A 24,901-nucleotide genomic window follows, 5' to 3' on the forward strand; every position below is an offset into this window, starting at 1 on the left:
CAGGAGGCACACATGACGAAATCCATTCTCGGCGCAGGCGTTGCGCTTATGACCGCATTGCTCGCCAGCACGGCGGCTTATGCCGACATCACCGTCTATTCGGCAGGCCCGGGCAGCCTCATCGAAAAGCTTGCCACCGGCTTTACCGCCAAGACCGGCGCCAAGGTCAATGTGTTTCAGGCCACGACCGGCAAGGTTATGGCCCGCATCGAAGCCGAGGCCGCCAATCCGGTGGTGGACGTGCTGATCTCGGCATCCTGGGACACGGCAACCGATTTCACCAAGCGTGACTGGCTGGTTGCCTATACCAGCCCCAATGCCGAAAAAGTGCCAGCGTTCCTGAAAACCGAAACCGCCGTCGCACAGGGCGTTTCGGCGCTTGGCATCGCGTGGAACCCGGCCAGCAAAACGCCGAAGCCAACCGAATGGGCCGATCTCGCCAAGCCTGAATACAAGGATCTGGTGAACCTGCCCGATCCGGCCCAGTCGGGCGCAAGCTTCGAACTGGTCGCCGCCCTTCAGTCGCAGCAGGGCTGGGATTTGTTCAAGAACCTGCGCGCCAATGGCGCGACCGTCGCCGGTGCCAATGCCGAAGCGTTGAACCCGGTGCTTCAGGGTGCTAAGGCCGCCGTTTTCGGCGCGGTCGATTACATCTCGCTTGCAGGCAAGGCCAAGGGCGAATCCATCGACGTGATCTTCCCGACTTCCGGCACGGTTGTCGCGCCGCGTCCGGCCATGATCCTGAAATGGTCGAAGAACCAGGACGAGGCCAAGCAGTTCATTGATTACATGCTGTCCGACGAAGGCCAGAAACTGGTTGCCGCAACCTATCTGATGCCATCGCGCACCGATATTCCGGCCAATCGTCCGCTGATCAACGACCTGAAAATCCTGACCATCGACGCCAAGGAAGTCTATGGCAAGCGCAATGAAACGCTGAAGGAATTCGGCGCGATCTTCGCAGCCAGCAATTAAGAAGCATCGTCATGAAGACAAATAGCAGCGCTGGCGCCAACCCGCTCGGACTTGTCGCCACCGCCGGACTGGCGCTGGTTGTGGCCGTGCCTTTTGTCTTCATCGTGCTTCAGGCTGTCTTTCCAAAACTGGGACAGGGCTCGCTGGCCGAGCCCTTCCTGCATCTTCCGGCCTTGTTCGGTGATCCGAAGCTTCTACGCATGAGCGCCAATACGGTGCTGCTTGGCCTTTGCGTGGTCGTGCTGTCAGCGCTGATCGCGTTGCCGCTCGCGGTGTTTCGCGCGCTTTACAAAGTGCCCTTTGCTGTTGTCTGGGACGTGCTTATGCTCGTTCCCTTCATGATCCCGCCTTATATTGCGACGCTTGGCTGGATCATGACCTTGCAGCCGCGCGGCTATCTCGAACAGCTTGCCGGATTCCATCTGGCACCGTTCCTATTTTCGCTCGCGGGCATGAGTTTCGTTATGGCGCTCAACACTTTTCCGCTGGTCTATTTCGCGGTATCGCGCACCATCGAAGCGGTTGGTGCGCGATACTCCGATGTGGGGCGTGTCTTCGGCGCTTCGCCATGGCGGTCCTTCTTCCGCATCACCCTGCCGCTCGCCACACCGGGACTGGCGGCAAGCCTGCTGCTCGTCTTCGCGGCAGCCATCGAGGAATATGGCACGCCAGCAGCGCTTGGACGCCGCTCGGGCTTTGAAGTGCTGGTGACGGAGATCGACCTGCGCATTTCCGACTGGCCGATTGATCTGGCCGGGGCCTCGGTCTTTTCGCTCACGCTGGTCTGCCTGTCACTAGCGGCTTTCCTCATCCAGCGCTGGATTTTGACCCGCCGCTCCTATGTGACCACGGGTGGCAAGCCGCAATCGAAGGACAAGCGCCCGCTGGGCGCCATGACCGCGCCGGTGGTGGCGCTGTTTGCGCTGGTCGCTTTTGCGGCCACCGGCATTCCATTGCTGGCGATCCTCGCCACGGCTTTGTCCAAAACCGTCTCCGGCGGACTGACGCCCGCCAATCTCGGCTTCGACAATTTCGCAGCCATCGCCGAAAACAGTGCTGGCGGCATGCGCGCACTGTTCAACAGCCTGTCGCTCGGCCTCGGCAGCGCGCTGTTGACCGGGTTCCTTGGTGCCGTCGCCGCCTATGCGGTGGTGAAACTGCGGTTTCGCGGGCGCTTCTGGCTTGATGTGCTGACCGTCCTGCCCAACGCCCTGCCCGGCGTCGTGGTGGCGGTTGGTCTCATTCTGGCATGGAACCAGCCATCGCTGCCGGTCTCGCCCTACAACACGCCGCTCATATTGCTACTCGCTTATTGTTGCATCCTGCTGCCGCAGCCGATCCGCTATGCCACCGCCGCCTTTCACCAGATCGGCGATAATCTGGAAGCCGCCGCCCGCGTTTGCGGTGCCAACAGTTTTATGGCTTTCCGCCGCATCATGCTGCCGCTGATCGCACCAAGCCTGATTACCGCCATGCTGCTGGTGTTTGCGGTCGCAACGCGTGAACTGGTCGCCTCGGTTCTGGTCGCGCCTGTCGGCATGCAGACCATATCCATCTTCATCTGGCGTCAGTTCGAACAGGGTTCGGTCGGCCTTGGCATGGCGATGGCCTTCATCGCCATCGTGATTACGACATTCGTGCCGTTGTTGCTGCTGGGTGTGCTCAAGCGCTTCGAGCGATAGCAGCAACTTCGCCAAGTCCGCCGCGCACGCGCTTGATCACTGTCACGGCCAGCAGCAGGCACAGCAGCGGTTGAACCCAGAACGCCCAGCCCGGCAACCCGCCGTCAACGGCGATCCACGCGCCAAGAACTCCGAAGACCACCGCGCGGTCGCTCTTGCCCATCGGGCCGTCATAACGGCGGCTTGCGCCCAACGATGCGCCGGTAACGCCCACGAACTCCGTCAGAACCGCAAGCAGGACGATGGCGAACATCCATGCGCCGGAAAAGGGTGCGACAATGGCGAATGGCGCATAAAGCGCGGCATCGGAAACGACGTCGCCAACCTCGTTCAGATAAGCGCCGAGTATACTCTTCTGGTTGTGCTCCCGCGCCAGCATGCCGTCCACCGCATTGAGCGCCATGCGCAGGAAAAGCCAGACAGGCACCAGCGCGAACCAAAGCGCACCGCCGCTGCAGAAAAGCAGCGCACCAAGTATGACCGACCCGAGTGCTGCGCCTATTGTGACCTGATTGGCCGTCATGCCCGCACGGGCAAGTCGCACCACCAAAGGCCGCAGTAAATTCTGGAATTGTGACTTTAGCTGATAGACGGACATCGAGAATCTCTTGGGAAATGAACAATATCGGACAAACAGCTATTTGCGGTTCGCATTTGCTCGTTTATTCAAACATTCTACTGCACTCAATACTAATTGGGGTTAATTGATTGCGGGCAGCTTGAATTAAGCAATTGGGAGGGACCGGATGAGCCAGCATGCAGAAATGCCGACGCACAAGACGGCGCATCGCGAAGCGACGGAAGCCCGGTTTACAACCCATGACGGTACATCGCTGTTCTACCGTGTCTGGCCCGCTGCCTCCGCCAAGCCAAAGGGTGTGATCGTCCTATTGCATCGCGGCCACGAACATAGCGGGCGCGTTGCGCATCTGGTCGATGAACTGGGCCTCGATGATTTCGCCTTCTATGCATGGGATGCACGCGGCCACGGAAAGTCCCCCGGCGAGCGCGGTTTCTCGCCGTCCTTCGGCGCATCGATCCGCGATCTCGACAGCTTTGTCGCGCATATACGTGAAGAAACCGGCGTGGCCATTGAAGACGTCGCCATCATCGCGCAGAGCGTGGGCGCAGTGCTTGCCGCCGCATGGGTGCACGACTATGCGCCGAATATCCGGGCGCTGGTGCTGGCGTCGCCCGCCTTCGACATCAAGCTCTATGTGCCTTTCGCCAAGGAAGGCATTGCACTGTGGCAGAAGCTGAAGGGCACGTTCTACGTCAATTCCTACGTCAAGCCGCAGTTTTTGACCCATGATCCCGAACGGATCGAATCCTATCGCACCGACCCGCTGATCACCCGCCCCATCGCCTCGCATATTCTGCTGCAACTTTATGAAGCGGCAAAGCGCGTGGTGGATGATGCACGCGCCATCACCGTGCCGACACAGCTTCTGATTTCCGGCAGCGATTTTGTGGTGCGCCCCACGCCCCAGCATCGCTTTTTCGAAAATCTCGGCAGCCGCATCAAGGAACGGCACGTGCTGAAGGGTTTCTATCACGATACGCTGGGCGAGAAGGATCGCAAGCAGGCTATCGACAAGATCAAGACCTTCATCGACCAGCGCTTTGCCGAAGCGCCGCAGCGCGCCGACCTGACCGAAGCGCATATTGCGGGCTATACACGCGACGAAGCCGACAGGCTTTCCAGTCCGTTGCCGCTGTTGTCGCCGCGCGGGCTTTACTGGGCCTCGACCCGCTCGTCCATCGCCTTTGGCGCGCTTTTTTCCGAAGGGCTGAAAGTGGGGCGGCGCACCGGTTTCGATTCCGGCTCGACACTCGATTATGTCTATGAAAACGAAACGCGCGGGTTTGGCCCTGGCGGCAAGCTGATCGACCGGCAGTTTCTCGACGCCATTGGCTGGCGTGGCATCCGTCAGCGCAAGGTGCATCTGGAAGAGCTGATCGGCAAGGCGCTGGCCCGCCTGAAAAGCGAAGGCCGCCCCACCAATATCCTCGATATTGCCTGCGGCCATGGCCGCTATGTGATCGATGCGGTGGCGCGCGCGGGCATCATGCCCGACAGCATATATTTGCGCGATTATTCGCCGATCAATGTGGTTGCCGGGCGCAAGCTGATCGCCGATCGCGGGCTGGAAACCATTGCCCGCATGGAAGAAGGCGACGCCTTCGATGCGGATAGCCTCGCCGCCATCGAGCCACGGCCAAATCTGGCAATCGTATCCGGCCTCTATGAGCTTTTTGCCGACAATGCGCTGATCGAGCGCTCGCTGTCGGGGCTGGCGCGGGCGCAAAAGCCCGGCTCTCTGCTGATTTACACCAACCAGCCATGGCATCCGCAGCTTGAAATGATCGCCCGCGCGCTGACGTCACATCGCGGCGGCGAAGCCTGGATAATGCGTCGCCGCACGCAAGGGGAAATGGATCAGTTGGTGGAAAAGGCCGGTTATCGCAAGCTAGAACAGCGCGTCGACCAGTGGGGCATTTTCACCGTTTCCATCGCCGAGCGCATCGGAGAGCCGGAAGCGTGACAGCAGCATTGGGCGGGATCGACGGTTCACCACGGCGGCCGGTCATCCGGCGCGCCATTCTATGGCTGTTGTTTCTCGGTCCCTTTTTCTACCTGACCTATGGCACCGCCAATTGGCTCGCTTCGCTGCGCGTCGAAGTTCCCAATCTGGCATTTGGCTGGGAAAGCCGAGTCCCGTTCATCGCGTGGAGCATCGTGCCCTACTGGTCGGTGAACCTGTTCTATGCCATTGCGCTTTTCGTCAATGAAAGCCCCGAACAGGTGGACCGTCTCGCAAAGCGCTATCTGACGGCGCAGATCATCGCCGTTATCTGCTTCGTCGCCTTTCCGCTGACCGCGACTTTCGTGAAGCCCGAGACCTCCGGCCTGCCGGGCTTCATGTTCGATGTGCTGGGCGGCTTCGACAAGCCGTTCAATCAGGCGCCTTCGCTGCATATCGCGCTGTTGATCGTCATCTGGGATCAGATGCGCCGCATCATGCGCGGCGGCACCCGCACCGTCTGGCATATCTGGTGCCTGCTGATCGGACTGTCGGTGCTGACAACCTATCAGCACCATGCAGTCGATATTCCGGCAGGGGCACTGCTTGGCTTTTTCGTGCTCTGGCTGTTTCCGCGTACCGGCCCATCGCCACTTGCCGGTTTTCGTCTGACGGATAATGCAAAAGCACGGCGTCTCGGCAGTTATTATCTGGCGGGTGCGCTATTGTTGCTGGCACTTGGCATTCATGGCCTGACGCTGACCGGCTATGCGATTTTCTGGTTCTGGCCAGCCCTTGCTCTCGCCATCGTGGCGGCGGGCTATTTCGGGGCCGGTCCCGACGTTTTCCAGAAACGGACAGACGGCACAGTCAGCCTTGCAAGCCGGTGGCTGCTCGCACCATACCGGCTGTTTGCGCGCCTCAATATCCTTTTCTGGACACGGAAATTACCGCCTTACATTGCTCTGACCGACACTGTGTTTCTCGGTCGCTTCCCGTCGAAAAGCGAAGCCCGCACCTTCTCAACCGTCATCGACTTAACTGCCGAACTGGTTGCGCCGCGCGGTGCGGAAGACTGGAAAAGCTTCTGCTGCATGGACCTGCTGCCGCCATCGCCGGAGAAGGTTCGGCTCGCCGCCGATACGGTGGAAGCGGCCTGCCACGCAGGCCCGGTCCTGATCTGCTGTGCGCTTGGCTTCCAGCGAAGCGCAACCGTTGCCGTCGACTGGCTGGTGCAATCCGGGCATGCGACCAGCGCCCGTGAGGCCGAAAACCTCATCCGCGCCAAAGGCTGGCCGCTCCGGCTGCACGCCCATGAGGTGCCCGAATGATCTCTCCAGCCGCACATAGTGCCAAAGCCTTGCGCCGCCGCGCCTTTATCGGGCTTGGTATTGCGATTGTGCTGGTCGGTGTCGCGCCGTTTGCGCGCGCGCAGCACGACCTCGCCTTCTGGCTGATATGGCCGGTGCTACTGGCAAGCACCCTGATTGGGCTGGGCATTGCCGCGCATCTCCTGTTCGACGCCGCCTTGTTTCGGATGATCGCCGCTGGCGACGATGAAACAGTAGCCCTTGCCGAAGTCGATTCCGTTCTGGAACGGATGGGCCTGCGGGCAAAACAACCGGCCGTGCGCCCGCTCTCCGACCGTATTGCGGGAACGCGCCGCATTGTCCGCCGTCTAAATCTTTCTCTCGGACTGGCTATCATCTTGTTCAGCCTGCTGGCGCTTCTGCCACCGGGCGCGGAGTTCTGACATGCGCACCATCATTCGTCATCAGGTGCAATCTTTGTTCGGCTCGTTGCTCGCCATCCTGTCACGCGGCATCACCGGCGTGCGACCGATCTGGAGCGGCACGGGGCCATCGCGCAACCAGCGCATCTATTATGCCAACCACACCAGTCATGGCGATTTCATCCTGCTCGCCTCCTGTCTCAATCAGGAAGAACGGGCGCGCACCCGCGCCGTGGCGGGCGCAGACTACTGGCGCGCCAATCGCGTGCGGCAATTCATGGCCGAAGTGCTGCTGCGCACCGTGCTGGTTGAACGCAACTGGGTGGAGCGAACGCAGGACCCGATGGAAGTGATGCTGACCGCGTTGGCCGATGGGCATTCGCTGATCATCTTCCCGGAAGGCACACGCAACATGACGGATGAGCCGCTGCTGCGTTTTCGCTCCGGTCTCTACAATCTCGCGCTGGCGCGGCCCGATGTCGAACTTGTCCCCTGCTGGATCGAGAACATGTCGCGCGTGCTGCCGAAAGGCGCTGCCCTGCCGGTGCCATTGCTGTGCCGCGTCGTGTTCGGTGCGCCGGTGCAACTTGGCGACGGCGAGGACCGCAAGGAATTTCTGACGCGAGCGCGCCAACAACTTCTCGATATTCAGCCCAGAAACGGGAACCGCCCATGAGCGAAACCACCCAATTATTCATCGGCCTCATGGGCGTTCTGGGGACAGCAAGCCTTGTCGCCGCCATACTGTCCTGGCGCGCGCCAAAACCGCTTTCATCCACACTGGTCAACCTCAATGCCCGCATCAAGGCATGGTGGATCATGGTCGCGGCCATGTGCATCGCCTTCCTGTTCGGCAAAGGCGGCGTGATCGTGCTGTTCGCGCTCGTATCCTTCGCATCGCTGCGCGAATATGTAACGCTGACCCAGACCCGCCGCAGCGATCACCGTATCCTGCTCGGCATGTTTCTGCTGGTCATTCCGGTGCAGTATTATCTGATCTGGATCGAATGGTATGGGCTCTATTCGATCTTCATTCCGGTCTATTGCTTCCTCGCAATGCCGGTGCTGACCGCCCTTTCCGGCGATACATCGCGCTTTCTCGAACGCATCAGCGAACAGCAATGGGGCATCATGCTGTCGGTCTATTGCATCAGCCATGTTCCGGCGCTGATGACGCTGGATATCCCCGGCTATGACAGTGAAAAACTGCTGCTGATCGCCTTTCTGGTCGCGACCGTTCAGGGCAGCGACGTGCTGCAATATGTGTTCGGCAAACTGTTCGGCAAGCATCGCATCGCGCCGAATATCTCGCCTTCCAAGACCTGGGAAGGCTTTGTTGGCGGCGTGGCCAGCGCATCCTTGCTGGGTGCGGGGCTTGCCTGGCTTACGCCTTTCTCACCGCTTCAGGCGGGCGCGCTGGCGGCGGTCTCTTGCGTCATGGGCTTTTTCGGCGGGCTGGTGGCTTCGGCCATCAAGCGCGACCGGGGCGTCAAGGATTGGGGCCACATGATCGAAGGCCATGGCGGCATGCTCGACCGCGCCGACAGCCTCGTCTTTTCAGCGCCGGTGTTCTTTCACTTCGTGCGTTATTTCTGGACGTAATCGGCGCTAAGCGGATTGCCGGCTCAACCATTCGTTGAGTTCGGCTTCTGCGCGCTCCAGTGCGCTGTAATTCAACAATTTGCGCAACAGCGCCACGGTCACGGCGCGGGCGCGAAAATTGAACCGTCCCTCGTCGCTATCGCTTTTTTCCTGATAGACGCCGAGCTTTTCATAAAGCTGCTGCAAGCGGTTTTGAACACTGCGCAGCGACAGATTGCGTCGGCGCGCAATCGTCTTGTCCGTCAGGCCGAGCGCGATATCAATCAGGATTTCATATTCGCTCTCGGTAAAGCCGCTGGCATGGCTGAGGCTCTTCTGCTGCAAGCCGCGCACTTCCCGGTCGACGACGCATTGCGCCTCGACGAAAATGCTGCGCAGCGCCAGCCGCAGTTTGTCGTCGGAGGCCGATTTCAGCACATAGCCATAGGCCGCACCTTCCGGCACAATGCGCGACACGCCGCGCACATAGGCCTCATCGGCATAGTTCGACCAGAACAGGATGCGGGTTTCGGGATTTTCCTTCCAGATGGTACGCGCCGCCTCGATGCCGTTGCGACCATTCATCTGCAAGTCCATCACGATATGCGCATCGCGATGCTGGCGCGCCAGTTTCTCGCCCGCCGACCCGTTTCCGGCCTCGAATATATCGCTGCATTCCGGCAGTGCTGCGCGCACCGCCTCGCTGAGATAAGTGCGATGCAGCGGGTCATCCTCAACGATCAGAACCTGCATCGCTCTCTCCATTCATCGGTTTGCACATTTCCGGCGGCAAAAGCACCGTTACGCTTGTCCCCGGGCCTGTCGCATTTTTGCGGATGGCGAAACCTGCCGAAATCAGCCGCGCGCGCGTGCGCATATTGTCGATGCCATGGCCCAATGTGAGTTCGGGCGTTAATTCGGCAGCCGAACCGGGGCGCTGGACCGGGCGGTCGGTCCCGATACCATTATCGATCACTTCCACCAGAAGCCGCCCGCCCCGGTCGCTCAGCTTCACCCGCAATTCGCTGGCATGGGCATGGCGGATGACATTGTTGATCGCTTCCTGAACGATGCGAAACAGCGAGGTCGCGACCGTTTCTTCCAGCCTGTCGGCCATGCCGTCGCTCTGGTCATCCAGCGTCCACTCAATCGCCGCATCACTATCGCGCACCGACCGGTCGAGATGGTTTTCCGTTGCCTGCACGAAACCGAACAGCTGTAGAATGGAGGGCTTGGCCTCCTCGATGATCTGCCGCAGATCGCGCATGCAATGCTGGAGACCGCGAAACAGCGGCTCCAGCTGTTCACCGGAAAGATCGGGCGCACGGGTGAGCCGCTCGACATGACGGGCAAGCCGGGTGAGATCAGCCAGCGTCTGGTCATGCAAATCCATGCCGATGCGGTGCCGCTCGGTTTCCAGCGCCTCGGTCAGTTTCAGCGCGCCGGACCGCAAGCCCTCCTCGCGGGCACGGGCTTCCGTTTCCACGATGGCCGAACGCTTGGCCTGCTCGGCGGCGCGAATGGCAAAAAAGTAAGGCGCGAGAAGATCGGCAATCGATTGCCCGTTCTCTACGTCGCGCATGGAATAGCAGGCAGGCGTCAAGCTGGAACAGCTCAGCGCGCCGATGATATCGCCCTGCGCCTTGAGTGGAACATGAACCCGGCCCTTGAGATCGTGCTCGATGATGGGGCTGGAAAAAGAGCCTTCGAAATGAAAGCGCGGATCGGTGCGGGCATCGTCGGTCAGGAGATAACCCGCCTCGCCGGACAACAGGGTGCGGATTGGACTGCCAGACAGAAGCGCTGGCGGATTGCGGCTCCAGGCGGTCGCGATACCGGCCTCATAGGCAATGTGGAACTTGCCGTCCAGCATCTTGATGCAGACGTCGAGATGGTCATAGGGCAGAATGCAGGCGATCTCCGCCGCCACCGCCTGTATGATGGAATCAAAATCGAGCTGCCCCGCCAGAAGCCGGGAAATATTCAGGTAGTGATCAAGGAGGCGCTCAGCCTGCCCGTGATCGTGCTTGCTATCCTGCCGTCCGGGCGCGAGTTCGGCCAAGCGTTTCTCCTCCAAACGCAAGTTACGCTCATAACCATGAGACTTATAATAAGCTGCGCCCTCCTCGGCGCGTCCTGCGGGAAACCGCAATTTTGCTGCGGGAACCCGCAGCTCAGTTGCTGCATTCGGCCTTCACAGACCGCGCCGCTTCTTTCATCTTCGCTTCACCAGAAAATTGCCCGCAAGACAAGAGTGGAAATCACGTCAATTGCGGTTGGTGCCGTTGAGGAGCGGCGGTGCGGGAGGCTTCGCACCAATTTTGAGTTTAAACGAACCGAAGCGCCGGGGCGCTGCGGGGCGGAATATTTGCAACCGGGAGGAAAAAATGAAGCTTGGGAAAATCCTTTTTGCGTCTGCGGCACTGGCAGGCGTTCTTGCGGCGGGCAGCGCGCTTGCCGACACGTCATCGAAGAAGATTGCATTCTCGAACAATTATGCAGGCAATTCCTGGCGTCAGGCCATGCTGCAAAGCTGGGACAAGATCACCAAGGAAGCCGTGAAGGCGGGTGTGGTGGCTGCCGCCGACCCGTTCACGACCGCTGAAAATCAGGCGACGGAACAGGCAGCCCAGATCCAGAACATGATCCTGCAAGGCTATGACGCCATCGTCATCAACGCCGCTTCGCCGACCGCCCTGAACGGCGCTGTGAAGGAAGCCTGCGATGCGGGCATCACCGTCGTTTCCTTCGACGGCATTGTCACCGAGCCTTGCGCCTGGCGCATCGCGGTCGATTTCAAGGCCATGGGCGAAGGCCAGATCGACTATCTGGCAAAGCGTTTCCCCGATGGCGGCAACCTGCTTGAAATCCGCGGCCTCGCTGGTGTTTCGGTCGATGACAACATCCATGCCGGTATCGAAGAAGGCGTTAAGAAACATCCGAAGTTCAAGATCGTCGGTTCCGTCAACGGTGACTGGGCTGCCGACGTTGCGCAGCGCGCCGTGGCGGGTATCCTGCCGAGCCTGCCGAAAATCGACGCTGTCGTGACGCAAGGCGGCGACGGTTATGGCGCCGCACAGGCCTTTGCGGCTGCCAAGCGCGAAACGCCGACCATCATCATGGGCAACCGTGAAGACGAACTGCAGTGGTGGAAGCAGCAGAAAGACGCCAATGGCTATGAAACCATGTCGGTTTCGATTGCACCGGGCGTGTCCACGCTGGCTTTCTGGGTCGCCCAGCAGATTCTCGACGGCAAGGACGTGAAGAAGGACCTCGTGGTTCCGTTCCTCAGCGTCAGCCAGGAATCACTCGACAAGGATCTGGCCAACACCCAGAAGGGTGGCGTCGCCAATGTCGAATATTCGCTGGAAGACGCGCAGAAGGTCATCGACGCCGCAAAGTAAGCGGATCGTCCTGCAACGTGAGGGGCGAGTTCATCCTCGCCCCTTCTTTGTCCCTTTTCTTTGACGCCTTTCCGACAGCCGCGCCCTTTGCTGGCTTCGCCGGAAAACGTCCAATCGTTAGTTGAGCGTATGACAGAAACAGCAGAGAAACAGGAGGTCGTCGCCGCGCGCAATATTCGCGTGCAGTTCGGTGCGGTAAAAGCACTGGATGGCGCCGAACTCGTGATCCGCGAAGGCGAATGTGTGGGGCTGGTCGGCCATAATGGCGCAGGCAAATCCACCATCGTCAATGTCATCAATGGCGGGCTTTCCCCACATGAAGGCAGCATTTCCTATCACGGCGAACCGGGGCATGGCGTTGTGACCGCGCGCAAGCACGGCGTGCGCTGCGTGTTTCAGGAATTGTCGCTGTTTCCAAACCTCACCATTGCGGAAAATGTCCGCATCATGCAACGCGACCTGACCGGCGCGAACTGGCGCGGTAAGGCCGTTGAACTGATCGCCAAGAAGCTCGACGAGATTTTCCCCGGCCACAAGATCGACTGCACTTCCACCATCGATGAGCTTTCCATCGCCGAGCGGCAGATGGTCGAAATCGCCATCAACTTCACCGCGCCCGGCACCGCACCGAAGCTCGTCATTCTGGACGAACCGACCTCCTCGCTCGACGCAGGCATTGCCGCGCAGCTGATGGCCTATGTGCGCCGTTTTGTCGGCACGGGCGGCTCCGTTATCCTGATTTCGCACATGCTGGGCGAAATTCTCTCCACCTCCGACCGCATCGTGGTGATGAAGGACGGCAAGGTGGTCGCCAACCGCGCGGCAAAAGATTTCACCAATCGCAGCCTCGTTGAAGCCATGGGAAGCGTCGAGCGCGAAAAGGCAGCGCGCCGCGTTGCAAAGACCGATGCGAGCGGCACGCCCGTTCTGTCCTTTGCCAAGCGCGCCAGCGACATCAAGCCGTTTCAGGCGTTCAAGGGCGAAGTCATCGGCCTTGCCGGTCTCGCCGGACACGGGCAGACCAAGATGCTGCTCGACCTTTACTATGCGCGGCGGCCAAACTGGGTTCCGGCCCGCACATGCGAAATCGCATTCGTGGCGGGCGACCGCAGCCTCAACGGCACTTTCCCGCTGTGGAGCATTCTGCACAATCTCACCATCGGCTCGCTGGACCGGCTGTCGTCGGCAAAGCTCGTTGACCAAAAGCGCGAAGACACGCTGGGCGGCCAGTGGAAAGACCGTATCCAGATCCGCACGCCGGATATGGGCAACCGCATCCTATCGCTTTCGGGCGGCAACCAGCAGAAGGTGCTTTTTGCCCGCGCGCTGGCAACCAGCGCCAACGCCATTTTGATGGACGATCCGATGCGCGGCGTCGATGTGGGCACCAAGCAGGAGGTCTATGAAATCCTGCGCCATGAGGCCGAGAACGGGCGCACCTTCGTCTGGTATTCCACCGAAATGGACGAAATCGAACTTTGTGACCGCGTCTATGTTTTCCGCGACGGCGCTATCGTCGCGGAACTGACTGGCGAAGACATTACGGAAAAGAACGTGCTTGCAGCATCCTTTGAGGGAGGACACGAATAATGCGCCTTTCCTCTTCCTCCATCCGCCTGCTGACGCCGGTATTCTCGCTGATTTTGCTCCTTGCTGCCGTCTTCTACATGCAGCCTCGCGCCATGAGCTATACGGGGTTGAACCTGCTGTTCAATCTGGCTGTGCCTATCGCTCTGGCAACCATCGCGCAGATGCTCATCATGGCCGTCAACGATCTTGACCTTTCGATGGGAACCTTTGTGAGCTTTGTCGTCTGCGTCGCGGCGACCTGGCTCAACACGGCTCCCCTCATCGGTGTGCTGATCCTCGCAGCCGCAATCGCCGCTTATGCGGCGCTGGGCGCAATCATTCATTTGCGCAATTTGCCTTCCATCGTCGTAACGCTCGGCATGAGCTTCGTCTGGGGCGGCCTCGCCGTGCTTCTCTTGCCCTCGCCCGGCGGACAGGCACCGGACTGGGCGCGCTGGATCATGACAGCCAAGCCGCCATTCATCCCGATGGCCATCGTCGCCAGCATCGTGATTGCCGTCGTCACGCATTTCATCGTCATGCGCTCGACCTTCGGCGTGCTGATGCGCGGTGCGGGCGGCAATACCCGCTCCATCGAGCGCGCAGGCTGGTCGGTCACGGCCATCCGCGCTGCGACCTATGCGCTGGCCGCCTTTTTTGCCGTGCTGGCCGGGATCGCGCTCGTCGGCCTCACCACCTCGGCGGATGCCAATATCGCGTTACGTTATACGCTGCTTTCCATCGCGGGCGTCATTCTGGGCGGCGGTGAGTTCGTTGGCGGGCGCGTCTCGCCCATTGGCGCGGTGATCGGCGCGCTGACGCTGACACTCGCCGGCTCGTTCCTCTCCTTCATGCGCATCTCGCCGGACTGGCAGATCGGCGCGCAGGGCGGCATTCTCATCGTGGTGCTGGCCTTGCGCCTCTTCCTCAATCGCCTCGAAAAGAGGGAGAAAAAGCAATGAACGGCCTTGCCATTCTCACCAGTCGTCCGTGGATATGGTCGTTTATCGCGACCGCTGCGGTGTGGATTATCACCATTCTCTTCACCGGCGGCACGGGCGCACAAGGCCTGTCGCATGCAGCCTTCACTTTCGCGTCCTTTTCGGTGATCGTTGGTCTCGGGCAGATGTTCGTCATCACGCTCGGCCCCGGCAATATCGACCTGTCGGTGCCTGCCAACATGACGCTTGCCGCCACGCTGGCGCTGAAACTCATGGATACGCAGGACGGCATGATTCTGGCAGGCCTTGCCGTGGCGCTGCTGATCGGACTTGCCATCGGCATCTGCAACTATGCGCTGATCAAGCTCCTGCGCATTCCGCCCATTATTGCCACCCTGTCGATGAGCTTCCTGATCCAGTCCACCGCCATCTGGAGCAATCGCGGACTGCGCGTGAAGCCGCCGGAAAGCCTTGCGCAGTTTACCACCGCCTCCACGCTCGGCATTCCCAATGTCGCCATCGTGGCGCTGATCCTGTCGCTGATCGGCTGGGTGCTTTTGAAGAAGAGCATCTATGGACGCTGGATTTCGGCAATCGGCCAGAACCCCTTCGCAGCCCGCATGGCAGGCGTTCCGGTCGATGGCACACGCTTCGTCACCTATCTGCTCTGCGCGGTGCTGGCCTCGCTCTGCGGCTTTCTGCTGGCCTGCTTTTCCGGCGGCGCGGCGCTAAACATGGGCGCGGAATATCTGCTGATGTCGATTGCCGTGGTCATCATCGGCGGTACGGCGGTTGCGGGCGGCGATTCCAACATCCCTGGTATTTGGGGTGCCGCGCTCTTCATGTTCCTCATAGTCTCGATGCTCAACACCTACGGCTTTGGCGCCGGTGTTCGCCTCGTGCTGACTGGCCTCACCATCATCGCGGTGATCTTCCTTGCCAGCAGTCGCCGGGCAGAGCGTTAAAATTTCTCGGAGTACCTCCCTTGTCTCAGACTGTTTCGATCTACGAAATCCACGACGAACGTTTCAAGCAGATGATCGTGCCGAGCGCCGATCTGGACGAACTTTATAGCGGCTGCCGCTGGGCGGAAGGCCCAGTCTGGTTCAACGACCTGAACTGCCTCTTGTGGAGCGATATCCCGAACCAGCGCATCCTGCGCTGGGTGTCGGGCAGCGAAGTTGGCGGTGGCGTTTCGGTGTTCCGCAATCCGTCCAATTTCTCCAACGGCAATACGCGCGACCGCGAGGGACGCCTCGTCACTTGCGAGCATGGCGGTCGTCGCGTCACGCGCACGGAGCCAGATGGCAGCATCACCGTGCTAGCCGACAGCTATCAGGGCAAAAAGCTGAATGCGCCAAACGATGTCATCGTGCGCTCGGACGGAACGGTGTGGTTCACCGATCCGACCTACGGCATTCTGGCGGATTATGAAGGCTACAAGTCCGACCCGGAACAGCCGACGCGCAATGTCTATCGCCTCGACCCGAAGACCGGCGAAATCGACTCCGTCGTCACCGATTTCCACCAGCCGAATGGCCTTGCTTTCTCGCCGGACGAGACGAAGCTTTATGTTGCCGACAGCGCCTACAGCCACGACGAGAATGCGCCGCGCCATATCCGCGTTTTCGACGTTGTGGATGGCGGCAAGCGCGTGACGGGCGGCGGCATATTCTGCACCATCGACAACGGCCTGCCGGACGGCTTCCGCTTCGATACGGATGGCAATCTGTGGACCAGCGCGGGCGACGGCGTGCATTGCTTCTCGCCGGAAGGCACGCTGCTCGGCAAGATCAAGACGCCGCAGACGGTCGCCAATGTGACCTTCGGCGGCGCCCGCCGCAACCGCCTGTTCATCACGGCCACGAAGTCGCTTTATGCGGTTTATCTCACCGTGACCGGCGCGCAATATCCCTGAACAGTTGTTATGAACCTCACAAAACAAAACCGCCGGAGTTTTGAACTCCGGCGGTTTTGTTTTGGACTATTGCGGGATTATTCCCACTCGATGGTGCCGGGCGGCTTCGAGGTCACGTCGTAGACGACGCGGTTGATGCCGCGGACTTCATTGATGATGCGGGTGGCCGCATTGCCAAGGAAGTTCATGTCATAGTGGTAGAAATCCGCAGTCATGCCGTCCACCGAAGTGACTGCGCGCAGTGCGCAGACGAATTCATAAGTGCGGCCATCGCCCATCACGCCGACGGTCTGCACCGGCAGCAGAACGGCGAAAGCCTGCCAGATGGCATCATAGAGGCCAGCCTTGCGGATTTCATCGAGATAGATCGCATCGGCTTCGCGCAGGATTTCCAGCTTGTCGCGAGTAATGCCGCCCGGGCAGCGGATGGCAAGGCCCGGACCCGGGAACGGGTGGCGACCGATGAAGCTGTCCGGCAGGCCGAGTTCCTTGCCGAGCAGGCGAACTTCATCCTTGAACAATTCGCGCAGCGGCTCAACGAGCTGCATCTTCATGCGCTCGGGCAGGCCACCCACATTGTGGTGCGACTTGATCGTGACCGAAGGGCCGCCTGTGAACGAAACGCTTTCGATGACGTCCGGATAAAGCGTGCCCTGCACGAGGAAATCCGCGCCGCCGAGCTTCTTGGCTTCTTCTTCGAACACTTCGATAAAGAGACGGCCAATCGTCTTGCGCTTCTTTTCCGGATCGCTTTCGCCTTCCAGCGCGCCGATGAAGCGGTCGGATGCGTCCACGAGGATCAGCGGAAGGTTATAATGTTCGCGGAACATTTCCACGACTTGGCTCGCCTCGTTTTTGCGCATCAGACCGTGATCAACGAGGATACAGGTGAGCTGATCGCCAATGGCTTCATGCGCCAGAAGGGCTGCGACAGACGAATCCACGCCGCCGGAGAGAGCGCAGATAACCTTGCCGCTGCCGACCTGCTTGCGGATCGCCTCGACGGCCTGCTCGCGATAGGCGCCCATCGTCCAGCCCGGCTTCACGCCGACAATACGATGAACGAAATTTTGCAACAGCTTGGCGCCATCCGGCGTATGCACGACTTCCGGGTGAAACTGCACGCCGTAATATTTGCGCTTTTCATCGGCAATGGCCGCGAAAGGTGCATTCGGCGAGGTGCCGATGATGGTGAAACCGTCCGGGAGTGCGGTGACGCGGTCGCCGTGGCTCATCCAGACCTGATGGCGGGTGCCCTTGGCCCAGATACCGGCGAAAAGCGGGCTGTCTTCCTGCACGTCGAGGAAGGCGCGACCGAATTCGCGGTCATGGCCGCTTTCGACATTGCCGCCCAGCTGGGCGCACATGGTCTGTTCGCCGTAGCATATGCCGAGAACCGGAATGCCTTCGTCGAAGACCGCCTGCGGCGCGCGCGGCGAGCCGATGTCGGTCGTCGAATGCGGGCTGCCCGAGAGGATGACGCCTTTTGGCTTCAACCGCTGGAATGCCTCTTCCGCAGACTGGAACGGGACGATTTCGCAATAGACATTGGCTTCGCGTACACGTCGCGCAATCAGCTGCGTGACCTGGCTGCCAAAGTCGATGATCAGGATTGTGTCAGGATGTGCCGTGGTGCTCATGTGCAGCATCTATTTAAAAAGTGGTGAGGATGCAATGTTTATGTGGTGGGCATATACGGATTATATGCACTTCCCTCAACAGCGCAGTGACAGGAATGGGGCCTATCCTGACACACCATTGTCAGGAGGTGGCAAAAGTCCACCGGCAATAGCCGCTTCCAGTTCTTCCACTGCGACAGCCATTTTCTCGTCGATGATATGCAGATATTGCGTCCAGTCACCGACATGATGCAGCTCGTCCGCGCCGTCCGAAATGCCGCGCAGGCCATAGAGCGGTACGCCATGAATCTGGCAGGCGCGCAGGCAGGCGAATGTTTCCATGTCCACCATATCCGCGTCGATGGTCTCATAGACATTGCCGGAAACGATATTGGCGCCGGTCGATAGCGTGGCGCTGGCAACACCTTCCACCTGAAACGGCAGCTTGATCATCTTCGGCAGATCGAGAAATGGCGTCAGCCCCTTTTCGAAGCCGAGCGGCGAGGCGTCCATGTCGCGATAGGAGACGGCGGAGACCTGAAACACTTCCGCCTGCGGTAGTTTTGCCGACCCCGCCGAGCCGAGCGAAATCACCAGATCGGGCTGCTCACCGTCGATTTCCATGCGGAACAGCGCGCGGGACAGATTGATCGCCGCCTCGACCGGGCCGACGCCGATCATCAGCGGATCGAAGAGCTTGGCCAGATGACGCCCATATTCGGCGTCGGCAGCCATGACATAAAGCAGGCGTCGTCCGGCAACAGTCTTCAGCATGCGCGCCAACCCCTATCCTTGCAAACCCTTGCGATCCTGCACGACCATCATCGTGCCTGTCATTGTGGCGATGAGCCGAACTTCCGTATCGGTAACGGCAAAAGCCTGCCCGTCGCTGACCATGATCGTGCGGCCGGGCTTGGTGACCTCGCCGCGAAACAGGAAGCGCTCGCCCTTGCCGGGCGCAAGCAGATTGACTTTGAATTCAATCGTCAGCACCGCCGCGTCGGCGGGCATCAGGGTCAGCGCCGCATAGCCGCAGGCAGAATCGAGCGCCGCGGAAATCATGCCCGCATGCAGAATGCCGTGCTGCTGGGTGAGTTCCTCGCGGAACGGCATTTCCACTTCGACAATACCGGGTTCGCATCGCGTCAGCTCTGCGCCGATCAGTTTCATGGCGGCCTGCCGCCCGAAACTCTCCTCGACGCGTTCCTTGAAATCCGGTTCGGCTATGCGATGCGCTGACATTTGTTCCCCGATTTATGAAGCTTTCTTCATCACACTTACATAAAACCCGTCCGTGCCGGTGGACAATGGCGAAAACACACTGCCATGCGACGGAAACACCGGTTCCGCGCCATCGGCATCCGTTACGACAGACTGCCACAGCGCTTGCGCGGGCATTTCGGTAAAATCAGGATTGTCGGCCAGAAAGCGCGCAACCTGCCGCGTGTTTTCTTCTGCAAACAACGAACAGGTGACATAGGCCAGACGACCGCCCGGTTTCACATAATGCCTGGCCGCTTCCAGCACTTCCTGTTGATCCTGAACCCGACGCTCAAGCTGCTGGTCATTCAGCCGCCATTTTGCATCCGGCCTGCGCCGCCAGGTGCCGGAGCCGGTGCAAGGCGCATCGGTCAGAACGAGGTCCATATGGCCGGTGAGGGGGTCCAGCGCATCCAGATTGCCATGCACCTGCGTATTGCGCACGCCAGCCCGCTGCAAGCGTTCATGCATCGGCGAAAGCCGCGCCCGCTCCGCATCATAGGCGTGCACCTGCCCCTTGTTTTGCATGGCTGCTGCCAAGGCCAGCGTCTTGCCACCAGCGCCCGCGCAATAATCGAGAACCTGTTCGCCGGGTTTGGCTCCGGCAAAAAGTGCGGCGAGCTGTGAACCCAGATCCTGCACTTCGAACCAGCCATCGAGAAAGGCCTGTTCGCCCTGCACATTCGGGTGACGGCCCAGCGCTTCGATCGGCGGAATGCGTAATGCCTGCGCCAGAAATGGCGCGGGAGCAGCACCTGCTTTTTCCAGCGCTGCGAGTGTCTGTTCCGGCTTTGCCTTCAGGCTGTTGACGCGCAGATCGACCGGCGGGCGGGTGGCAAGCGCCTTGCCTTCTTCCACCCAGCGTTCGCCGAAAAGCTCTTGAAGCGAGGCGGCACACCATTCCGGCACATCGGCCTGAACATAATCGGGTGCGGCAGCGCTATCGCGGCTTTCCCAGGCGATACGGCGTGCCTGTTCCAGCGTTTCAGGTGCGAACTTGTCGCCATCCAGCGCTGCGTCGATGGCAGCAATATCCATGCCACCATCGGCCAGCAAAGCGCCAAAGGCCAGAGCGCGCGCATCGTCGGCATCCATGCGCCATGCGATGGAGAGTTTGCGGCGCAGTGCGTCATAGACAATGTTGCCAATCACCGCGCGGTCGCCCGCGCCTGCGAAACGATGAGCGGAACCCCAGTCCTTCAGCACATCAGAAGCCGGGCGTTTGCCCGCTTCGATATCGCCCAGAACCTCGATTGCCGCCTGCAGGCGTCCACCAAGCCGCATTGCTTCTCCTTACTAACTAACTGTCACGGCATAGCCTTCCTTGCAGGCAAAAGGCAATCGCCAAATCAAAACAAAAGCCGGAGCGCGAGGCTCCGGCTTTCATGCGCTTCAATACGAAGCGAGTTTGCCTTACATGCCGCCCGGATAGTTCGGGCTTTCACGGGTAATGGCGACGCCGTGCGAATGGCTTTCGCGCAGGCCCGCATTGGAAATGCGGACGAAGGTTGCCTTTTCGCGGAATTCTTCCAGTGTCTTCGCGCCGACATAGCCCATCGAGGCGCGCAGGCCACCGGCAAGCTGGTGCAACACAGCCGAGATCGGCCCCTTGTAAGCGACCTGACCTTCGATGCCTTCCGGCACGAGCTTCAGCTCGTCGCGCACTTCCGCCTGGAAGTAACGGTCTGCCGAACCGCGGGCCATAGCGCCGACCGAGCCCATGCCGCGATAGGATTTGAACGAACGGCCCTGATGCAGATAGACCTCGCCCGGGCTTTCTTCCGTACCGGCCAGAAGCGAACCGGCCATGGCGGCGACAGCACCGGCAGCAAGTGCCTTGGCGAAATCGCCCGAGAACTTGATGCCGCCATCGGCGATGACCGGAATGTTCTGCTTATGCGCTGCTTCCACCGCCGACATGATGGCCGAAAGCTGCGGCACGCCGACACCGGCAACGATACGCGTCGTGCAGATCGAGCCCGGTCCGATACCGACCTTGACGGCATCCGCACCGGCATCGATCAATGCCTGCGTACCGCCCGCGGTGGCGACATTCCCAGCCAGAATGGCGACATTGGGATAGGCCTTCTTGATGCGTGCGACAGCATCGAGAACGCGCTGCGAATGACCATGCGCTGTATCGACCACCAGAAGATCGACGCCTGCTTCGATCAGGCGTTCGGCGCGTTCATAACCGTCTTCGCCAACGCTGGTTGCAGCGGCTGCACGCAGACGGCCCTGCGCATCCTTGGCGGCATTCGGGTTGAGCTGCGACTTTTCGATGTCCTTGACGGTGATCAAACCAACGCAACGGCCCTTGTCGTCAACGACGAGCAGCTTTTCGATACGGTGAGCATGCAGAAGACGCTTGGCTTCTTCCTGATTGACGTTTTCGCGCACCGTGATGAGGTTTTCGCGGGTCATCAATTCATAGATCTTCTGAGCCGGATCGGAGGCAAAACGCACGTCACGGTTGGTCAGAATGCCGACGAGACGGCCCGGACCCTTGGTGGCGTTTTCAACGACCGGAATGCCGGAAATGCCATGCGCCTTCATCAGCGCCTGCGCATCGGCCAGTGTCGCATCCGGGCCGATGGTGACCGGGTTGACGACCATGCCGGATTCGAATTTTTTCACCTGACGGACTTCTTCGGCCTGACGTTCCGGCGTGAGATTGCGGTGAATGACGCCGATGCCGCCTGCCTGCGCCATGGCGATGGCGAGACGCGATTCCGTCACCGTGTCCATGGCGGCGGAGAGAAGCGGCAGATTGAGTTCGATATCCTTGGCGATGCGGGTGCGCAGGTCCACCTGACCCGGCATGACTTCGGAATGGCCCGGCTGCAGGAGCACATCGTCGAATGTGAGAGCGAGAGCGCCGGTGGGCGATTCCACGATTTTTGCCATTGCCAATTCCTTTGAATAAGAAAAGCCGCCTCTCCGGGAAATGTCCGGGAGCAGCGACAATCAGGGTTTACTTGGTTGAATTGGCACCGGCTGGTAACACGGTTATGACCAAATGGAAAGCCTTTTGCTTACAAGTTTCAGTTACCGCTAAGAATTAGCGTGATAGACCGCATAGGACATGTACCCGTCCCGAGGGGAGATAATGCGAAAGTCGTATAAGCGCGTTCCGTTGATCCGCCGTTCCAGAGCGATGTGGATGTCGCCACGGCTTTGGAAACCAAGGCTCGTTTTCTGGTGCGGCGCGCTCGCCATCGGCATCATCAGCGTCGGTTTTGCAGAAGCCGCCGATATCGCGCAGGATTGGTTCAAGGCGTTGACGGACGGCACCGGCGGCAATGTCTGGCGCGCATGGCTGCCGCTTGTGATCACGCCGCTCGGCTTCATGGCTTGCTCATGGATCGCCATTGCCTGGTTTCCGAATTCCGGCGGCAGCGGTATTCCCCAAGCCATCGCGGCGCGGCATCTCGACGATCATCAGGACCGGTCCCTGCTTCTCTCCATTCGCGTTGCAGTCGGCAAAATACTGCTGACCGTCGCCGGTCTTTTCTGCGGCGCATCCATCGGGCGCGAAGGCCCGACGGTACAGATCGGCGCATCGATCATGCTGCAATCGGCGCGGATCGGCGGCATGGAACAGGCGCGCGGGCTTATCCTTGCCGGATCGGCCGCCGGTATCGCCGCCGCCTTCAACACGCCGCTGGCCGGGATTGTCTTCGCGATTGAGGAAATGGGCCGCGCCTATGCGGCGCGCACCAACGGGCTGGTGCTGTCCGCCGTCATTCTGGCTGGTCTCGCCTCGCTCGGTCTGGTCGGCAACTACAATTATTTCGGCATGACCACCGTTACGGCAACGACCGCCCGCGACTGGGTTCTGGTCGTCGCCTGCGGCGTGATAGGCGGCGCTTTCGGCGCGGTTTTCAGCGCGCTTGCGCTCAATCTGGGGCGGCGTGTGCGCCGCCATGTGCAGAAGGTGCCGCTGCGCAACGCTGTGTTGTTCGCCGGTATTTGCGGTCTTCTGGTCGCGATTATCGGCATCGCTTCAGGCGGCGCGACGTTCGGCACCGGCTATGATCAGGCGCGCGGCGCGGTCGAGGGCGCGGCCTTGCCGCCATTCTATTTCGTTGAAAAATTCGTCGCCGGTTTGCTTTCGATGATTTCGGGCATTCCGGGCGGCATTTTCGCCCCGTCGCTTTCGGTCGGCGCAGGTCTCGGCAGCACCATCGGCCTTGTGCTCGGCACCAGCGCGAGCCTTGCCGCCGTGCTGGGCATGGCGGGTTATTTTGCCGGCGTCGTGCAGGCCCCGATGACGGCTTTCGTCATCATTCTCGAAATGACCGGCAATCATAACAATGTCATTCCGCTGATGTGCGCCTCAATGCTCGGTTACGGTACGGCGCGGCTCATCTCCAACGAGCCGCTCTATCATGCCCTGTCGCGCACCTTCGTGGCGGATGTGCTGCGCCAACGTCGCGCACGCGAAAAGAATGCGCTTTCGGAGTAAAGCGTTCAATGGAGGAGAAAACTGTTTATGGATCGCAGAACATTCGGCAAATCGCTTGCGGGGCTGGGAGCAATGCCCTTTGTCGTCAGCGCGGCATCGGCAGCGAGCACGGGAGGAAAGAGCATGCTTGAACTTATGGGCGGAAGCATTTCGGATGTACCAGGGATCAAGCTTGGCCATCACACGCTGACCAAGCGCCCGACCGGCTGCACCGTTCTCTTATGTGAAGAAGGCGCTTCGGCTGGCGTCGATGTGCGCGGCTCCGCGCCCGGCACACGCGAAACGGACCTGCTCGATCCGATCAATTATGTGCAGCAGGTGCAGGCCATTCTCCTGTCCGGCGGCAGCGCCTACGGTCTGAGTGCGGCGACCGGCGTCATGCGCTATCTGGAAGAAAACAAGCTCGGTTTCAAGATCGGCAGCGGCGTGGTGCCGATTGTGCCAGCCGCCATCCTGATGGATCTCGGCGTCGGCGATTTTTCGATCCGCCCCGATGAGGAAGCCGGCTATCTCGCCTGCAAGGCGGCCAAGGCGGAAGCCTCCGGTGAAGGCAATATCGGCGCTGGCGCTGGCGCGACGGTCGGCAAGATGTTCGGCAAGGATTTCGCCATGAAGGGCGGCCTTGGCACGGCAAGCTACACGGTGCCGGGCACAGAAATCGTGGTTGGCGCAATCGTTGCCGTCAACGCGGTCGGCGATGTCTATGCGCCCAGTTCGCGCCAGATTCTGGCCGGTGCGCGCACCGAGGACGGCAAGGGTTTCCGCGATACGATGCAGGCCATCATGCAAGGCCACGGCGTCGTCAAATCCGGCGGGGCCAACACGACCATCGGGGCGATTGCCACCAATGTGCCGTTCAACAAGGCGGAACTGAAGAAGATTGCAGGCATGGCCCATGACGGCTTTGCGCGCACCATCAATCCGATCCACACCATGTGGGACGGCGACACGATTTTCGCCCTCTCGACAGGCAAGGCCAAGGATGTGGAAGCGGACGTGACCGCCATCGGCGCCATCGCTGCAACGGTCATGGCGGATGCTGTCGCGCGGGCGATCGTTAACGCTGAAAGCCTTAACGATTTGAATTTACCCGCCTATAAGGATTATCACCCGCAATAGGGTAGATAACTTTGCACCATTGAGGGGATCGGTCCTGTATCGAAATAAGGTTATAAGATATCTGGCCATGCTCGATGGTGCAGTTTCGCAAGAAGGCAGAGTGAAGGC

General features: G+C 60.3%; 22 protein-coding genes. 14 read left to right on the top strand and 8 right to left on the bottom strand.

The window, feature by feature from the left end; all coding sequences use genetic code 11:
• The first annotated feature begins 12 nt into the window (after nucleotides 1-12).
• Together D8666_RS13810 and D8666_RS13815 are read left to right on the top strand one after the other, a co-directional pair.
• Nucleotides 13-975 (top strand): ABC transporter substrate-binding protein, encoded by a 963-nt coding sequence (locus D8666_RS13810; protein WP_109367914.1) that lies wholly within the window; start codon nucleotides 13-15, stop codon nucleotides 973-975.
• A gap of 11 nt (nucleotides 976-986) precedes the next feature.
• Nucleotides 987-2,657 carry an ABC transporter permease gene (locus D8666_RS13815; RefSeq protein WP_109367915.1) on the top strand — a complete coding sequence of 557 codons (1,671 nt, stop codon included), beginning with the start codon at nucleotides 987-989 and terminating at the stop codon, nucleotides 2,655-2,657.
• Here D8666_RS13815 and D8666_RS13820 read toward each other — a convergent pair.
• Nucleotides 2,638-3,255: a CDP-alcohol phosphatidyltransferase family protein gene (locus D8666_RS13820; protein WP_109367916.1), complete on the bottom strand. Its 618-nt coding sequence runs from the start codon at nucleotides 3,253-3,255 to the stop codon at nucleotides 2,638-2,640. The two genes, D8666_RS13815 and D8666_RS13820, sit on opposite strands and share 20 nt — an antisense overlap.
• Nucleotides 3,256-3,421: 166 nt before the next feature.
• Here D8666_RS13820 and D8666_RS13825 point away from each other — a divergent pair, with 166 nt between their 5' ends.
• The 5 genes from D8666_RS13825 to D8666_RS13845 are packed head-to-tail and all read left to right on the top strand — an operon-like array spanning nucleotide 3,422 to nucleotide 8,516.
• Nucleotides 3,422-5,203 carry a bifunctional alpha/beta hydrolase/class I SAM-dependent methyltransferase gene (locus D8666_RS13825; RefSeq protein ID WP_371830824.1) on the top strand — a complete coding sequence of 594 codons (1,782 nt, stop codon included), beginning with the start codon at nucleotides 3,422-3,424 and terminating at the stop codon, nucleotides 5,201-5,203.
• A complete protein-coding gene (locus tag D8666_RS13830) occupies nucleotides 5,200-6,513 on the top strand; it encodes a phosphatase PAP2/dual specificity phosphatase family protein (RefSeq protein WP_109367918.1) in 1,314 nt (437 codons plus the stop codon). The genes D8666_RS13825 and D8666_RS13830 overlap by 4 nt, the downstream gene beginning before the upstream one ends.
• A complete protein-coding gene (locus D8666_RS13835; RefSeq protein WP_109367919.1) occupies nucleotides 6,510-6,935 on the top strand; it encodes a hypothetical protein in 426 nt (141 codons plus the stop codon). Before D8666_RS13830 ends, D8666_RS13835 begins: the two co-directional genes overlap by 4 nt.
• A gap of 1 nt (nucleotide 6,936) precedes the next feature.
• A complete protein-coding gene (locus tag D8666_RS13840; protein ID WP_109367920.1) occupies nucleotides 6,937-7,590 on the top strand; it encodes a lysophospholipid acyltransferase family protein in 654 nt (217 codons plus the stop codon).
• Nucleotides 7,587-8,516: a phosphatidate cytidylyltransferase gene (locus D8666_RS13845; protein WP_109367921.1), complete on the top strand. Its 930-nt coding sequence runs from the start codon at nucleotides 7,587-7,589 to the stop codon at nucleotides 8,514-8,516. Before D8666_RS13840 ends, D8666_RS13845 begins: the two co-directional genes overlap by 4 nt.
• A 6-nt stretch (nucleotides 8,517-8,522) precedes the next feature.
• On the opposite strand, the gene D8666_RS13850 is transcribed toward D8666_RS13845, so the two are convergent.
• Both D8666_RS13850 and D8666_RS13855 read right to left on the bottom strand, forming a co-directional pair.
• Nucleotides 8,523-9,248: a response regulator transcription factor gene (locus D8666_RS13850; protein WP_109367922.1), complete on the bottom strand. Its 726-nt coding sequence runs from the start codon at nucleotides 9,246-9,248 to the stop codon at nucleotides 8,523-8,525.
• Nucleotides 9,229-10,557, bottom strand: coding sequence for a GAF domain-containing sensor histidine kinase (locus D8666_RS13855; RefSeq protein ID WP_109367923.1), 1,329 nt, complete (start codon nucleotides 10,555-10,557; stop codon nucleotides 9,229-9,231). Before D8666_RS13855 ends, D8666_RS13850 begins: the two co-directional genes overlap by 20 nt.
• Nucleotides 10,558-10,882: 325 nt before the next feature.
• Here D8666_RS13855 and D8666_RS13860 point away from each other — a divergent pair, with 325 nt between their 5' ends.
• The 5 genes from D8666_RS13860 to D8666_RS13880 all read left to right on the top strand — a co-directional run bounded on the left by D8666_RS13860 (nucleotide 10,883) and on the right by D8666_RS13880 (nucleotide 16,327).
• Nucleotides 10,883-11,899 (top strand): ABC transporter substrate-binding protein, encoded by a 1,017-nt coding sequence (locus D8666_RS13860; protein WP_109367924.1) that lies wholly within the window; start codon nucleotides 10,883-10,885, stop codon nucleotides 11,897-11,899.
• A gap of 129 nt (nucleotides 11,900-12,028) precedes the next feature.
• A complete protein-coding gene (locus D8666_RS13865; RefSeq protein ID WP_109367925.1) occupies nucleotides 12,029-13,489 on the top strand; it encodes a sugar ABC transporter ATP-binding protein in 1,461 nt (486 codons plus the stop codon).
• A complete protein-coding gene (locus D8666_RS13870; RefSeq protein ID WP_121538390.1) occupies nucleotides 13,489-14,430 on the top strand; it encodes an ABC transporter permease in 942 nt (313 codons plus the stop codon). The genes D8666_RS13865 and D8666_RS13870 overlap by 1 nt, the downstream gene beginning before the upstream one ends.
• On the top strand, nucleotides 14,427-15,374 hold the full coding sequence (locus tag D8666_RS13875) for an ABC transporter permease (RefSeq protein WP_109367927.1): 948 nt from the start codon (nucleotides 14,427-14,429) through the stop codon (nucleotides 15,372-15,374). The genes D8666_RS13870 and D8666_RS13875 overlap by 4 nt, the downstream gene beginning before the upstream one ends.
• Before the next feature lie 71 nt (nucleotides 15,375-15,445).
• Complete coding sequence (locus tag D8666_RS13880; RefSeq protein ID WP_109368050.1) at nucleotides 15,446-16,327, top strand: SMP-30/gluconolactonase/LRE family protein; 882 nt, start codon at nucleotides 15,446-15,448, stop codon at nucleotides 16,325-16,327.
• Nucleotides 16,328-16,404: 77 nt separating this feature from the next.
• Here D8666_RS13880 and guaA read toward each other — a convergent pair whose 3' ends face one another.
• The 5 genes from guaA to guaB all read right to left on the bottom strand — a co-directional run bounded on the left by guaA (nucleotide 16,405) and on the right by guaB (nucleotide 22,113).
• Nucleotides 16,405-17,967, bottom strand: coding sequence for a glutamine-hydrolyzing GMP synthase (gene guaA / locus D8666_RS13885; protein ID WP_109368051.1), 1,563 nt, complete (start codon nucleotides 17,965-17,967; stop codon nucleotides 16,405-16,407).
• A 102-nt stretch (nucleotides 17,968-18,069) separates the two neighbouring features.
• On the bottom strand, nucleotides 18,070-18,720 hold the full coding sequence (locus D8666_RS13890; protein WP_109368052.1) for a 5'-methylthioadenosine/S-adenosylhomocysteine nucleosidase: 651 nt from the start codon (nucleotides 18,718-18,720) through the stop codon (nucleotides 18,070-18,072).
• A gap of 12 nt (nucleotides 18,721-18,732) precedes the next feature.
• Nucleotides 18,733-19,188, bottom strand: a complete 456-nt coding sequence (locus D8666_RS13895) for a PaaI family thioesterase (protein ID WP_109367928.1) — start codon at nucleotides 19,186-19,188, stop codon at nucleotides 18,733-18,735.
• A 12-nt stretch (nucleotides 19,189-19,200) separates the two neighbouring features.
• The gene (locus D8666_RS13900; protein ID WP_109367929.1) at nucleotides 19,201-20,490 is read right to left on the bottom strand and encodes an RsmB/NOP family class I SAM-dependent RNA methyltransferase; all 1,290 of its coding nucleotides are present in this window, start codon (nucleotides 20,488-20,490) and stop codon (nucleotides 19,201-19,203) included.
• 129 nt (nucleotides 20,491-20,619) lie between these two features.
• Nucleotides 20,620-22,113: an IMP dehydrogenase gene (gene guaB / locus D8666_RS13905; protein WP_109367930.1), complete on the bottom strand. Its 1,494-nt coding sequence runs from the start codon at nucleotides 22,111-22,113 to the stop codon at nucleotides 20,620-20,622.
• A 202-nt stretch (nucleotides 22,114-22,315) separates the two neighbouring features.
• On the opposite strand from guaB, the gene D8666_RS13915 reads away from it, so the two are divergent.
• Nucleotides 22,316-23,674 (top strand): chloride channel protein, encoded by a 1,359-nt coding sequence (locus tag D8666_RS13915; protein ID WP_109367931.1) that lies wholly within the window; start codon nucleotides 22,316-22,318, stop codon nucleotides 23,672-23,674.
• A gap of 27 nt (nucleotides 23,675-23,701) precedes the next feature.
• A complete protein-coding gene (locus D8666_RS13920) occupies nucleotides 23,702-24,793 on the top strand; it encodes a P1 family peptidase (RefSeq protein WP_109367932.1) in 1,092 nt (363 codons plus the stop codon).
• Nucleotides 24,794-24,901 lie beyond the last annotated feature (108 nt).

The organism is Ochrobactrum soli (assembly GCF_003664555.1).
In the GTDB taxonomy this organism is placed as follows: Bacteria; Pseudomonadota; Alphaproteobacteria; order Rhizobiales; family Rhizobiaceae; genus Brucella; species Brucella teleogrylli.

Coding starts and splice junctions, on each gene's coding strand:
- D8666_RS13810 (WP_109367914.1), top strand. CDS start 13: ATGACGAAATCCATTCTCGGCGCAGGCGTTGCGCTTATGACCGCATTG.
- D8666_RS13815 (WP_109367915.1), top strand. CDS start 987: ATGAAGACAAATAGCAGCGCTGGCGCCAACCCGCTCGGACTTGTCGCC.
- D8666_RS13820 (WP_109367916.1), bottom strand. CDS start 3,255: ATGTCCGTCTATCAGCTAAAGTCACAATTCCAGAATTTACTGCGGCCT.
- D8666_RS13825 (WP_371830824.1), top strand. CDS start 3,422: ATGCCGACGCACAAGACGGCGCATCGCGAAGCGACGGAAGCCCGGTTT.
- D8666_RS13835 (WP_109367919.1), top strand. CDS start 6,510: ATGATCTCTCCAGCCGCACATAGTGCCAAAGCCTTGCGCCGCCGCGCC.
- D8666_RS13840 (WP_109367920.1), top strand. CDS start 6,937: ATGCGCACCATCATTCGTCATCAGGTGCAATCTTTGTTCGGCTCGTTG.
- D8666_RS13845 (WP_109367921.1), top strand. CDS start 7,587: ATGAGCGAAACCACCCAATTATTCATCGGCCTCATGGGCGTTCTGGGG.
- D8666_RS13850 (WP_109367922.1), bottom strand. CDS start 9,248: ATGCAGGTTCTGATCGTTGAGGATGACCCGCTGCATCGCACTTATCTC.
- D8666_RS13860 (WP_109367924.1), top strand. CDS start 10,883: ATGAAGCTTGGGAAAATCCTTTTTGCGTCTGCGGCACTGGCAGGCGTT.
- D8666_RS13865 (WP_109367925.1), top strand. CDS start 12,029: ATGACAGAAACAGCAGAGAAACAGGAGGTCGTCGCCGCGCGCAATATT.
- D8666_RS13870 (WP_121538390.1), top strand. CDS start 13,489: ATGCGCCTTTCCTCTTCCTCCATCCGCCTGCTGACGCCGGTATTCTCG.
- D8666_RS13875 (WP_109367927.1), top strand. CDS start 14,427: ATGAACGGCCTTGCCATTCTCACCAGTCGTCCGTGGATATGGTCGTTT.
- D8666_RS13880 (WP_109368050.1), top strand. CDS start 15,446: ATGATCGTGCCGAGCGCCGATCTGGACGAACTTTATAGCGGCTGCCGC.
- guaA (WP_109368051.1), bottom strand. CDS start 17,967: ATGAGCACCACGGCACATCCTGACACAATCCTGATCATCGACTTTGGC.
- D8666_RS13890 (WP_109368052.1), bottom strand. CDS start 18,720: ATGCTGAAGACTGTTGCCGGACGACGCCTGCTTTATGTCATGGCTGCC.
- D8666_RS13895 (WP_109367928.1), bottom strand. CDS start 19,188: ATGTCAGCGCATCGCATAGCCGAACCGGATTTCAAGGAACGCGTCGAG.
- D8666_RS13900 (WP_109367929.1), bottom strand. CDS start 20,490: ATGCGGCTTGGTGGACGCCTGCAGGCGGCAATCGAGGTTCTGGGCGAT.
- guaB (WP_109367930.1), bottom strand. CDS start 22,113: ATGGCAAAAATCGTGGAATCGCCCACCGGCGCTCTCGCTCTCACATTC.
- D8666_RS13915 (WP_109367931.1), top strand. CDS start 22,316: ATGCGAAAGTCGTATAAGCGCGTTCCGTTGATCCGCCGTTCCAGAGCG.
- D8666_RS13920 (WP_109367932.1), top strand. CDS start 23,702: ATGGATCGCAGAACATTCGGCAAATCGCTTGCGGGGCTGGGAGCAATG.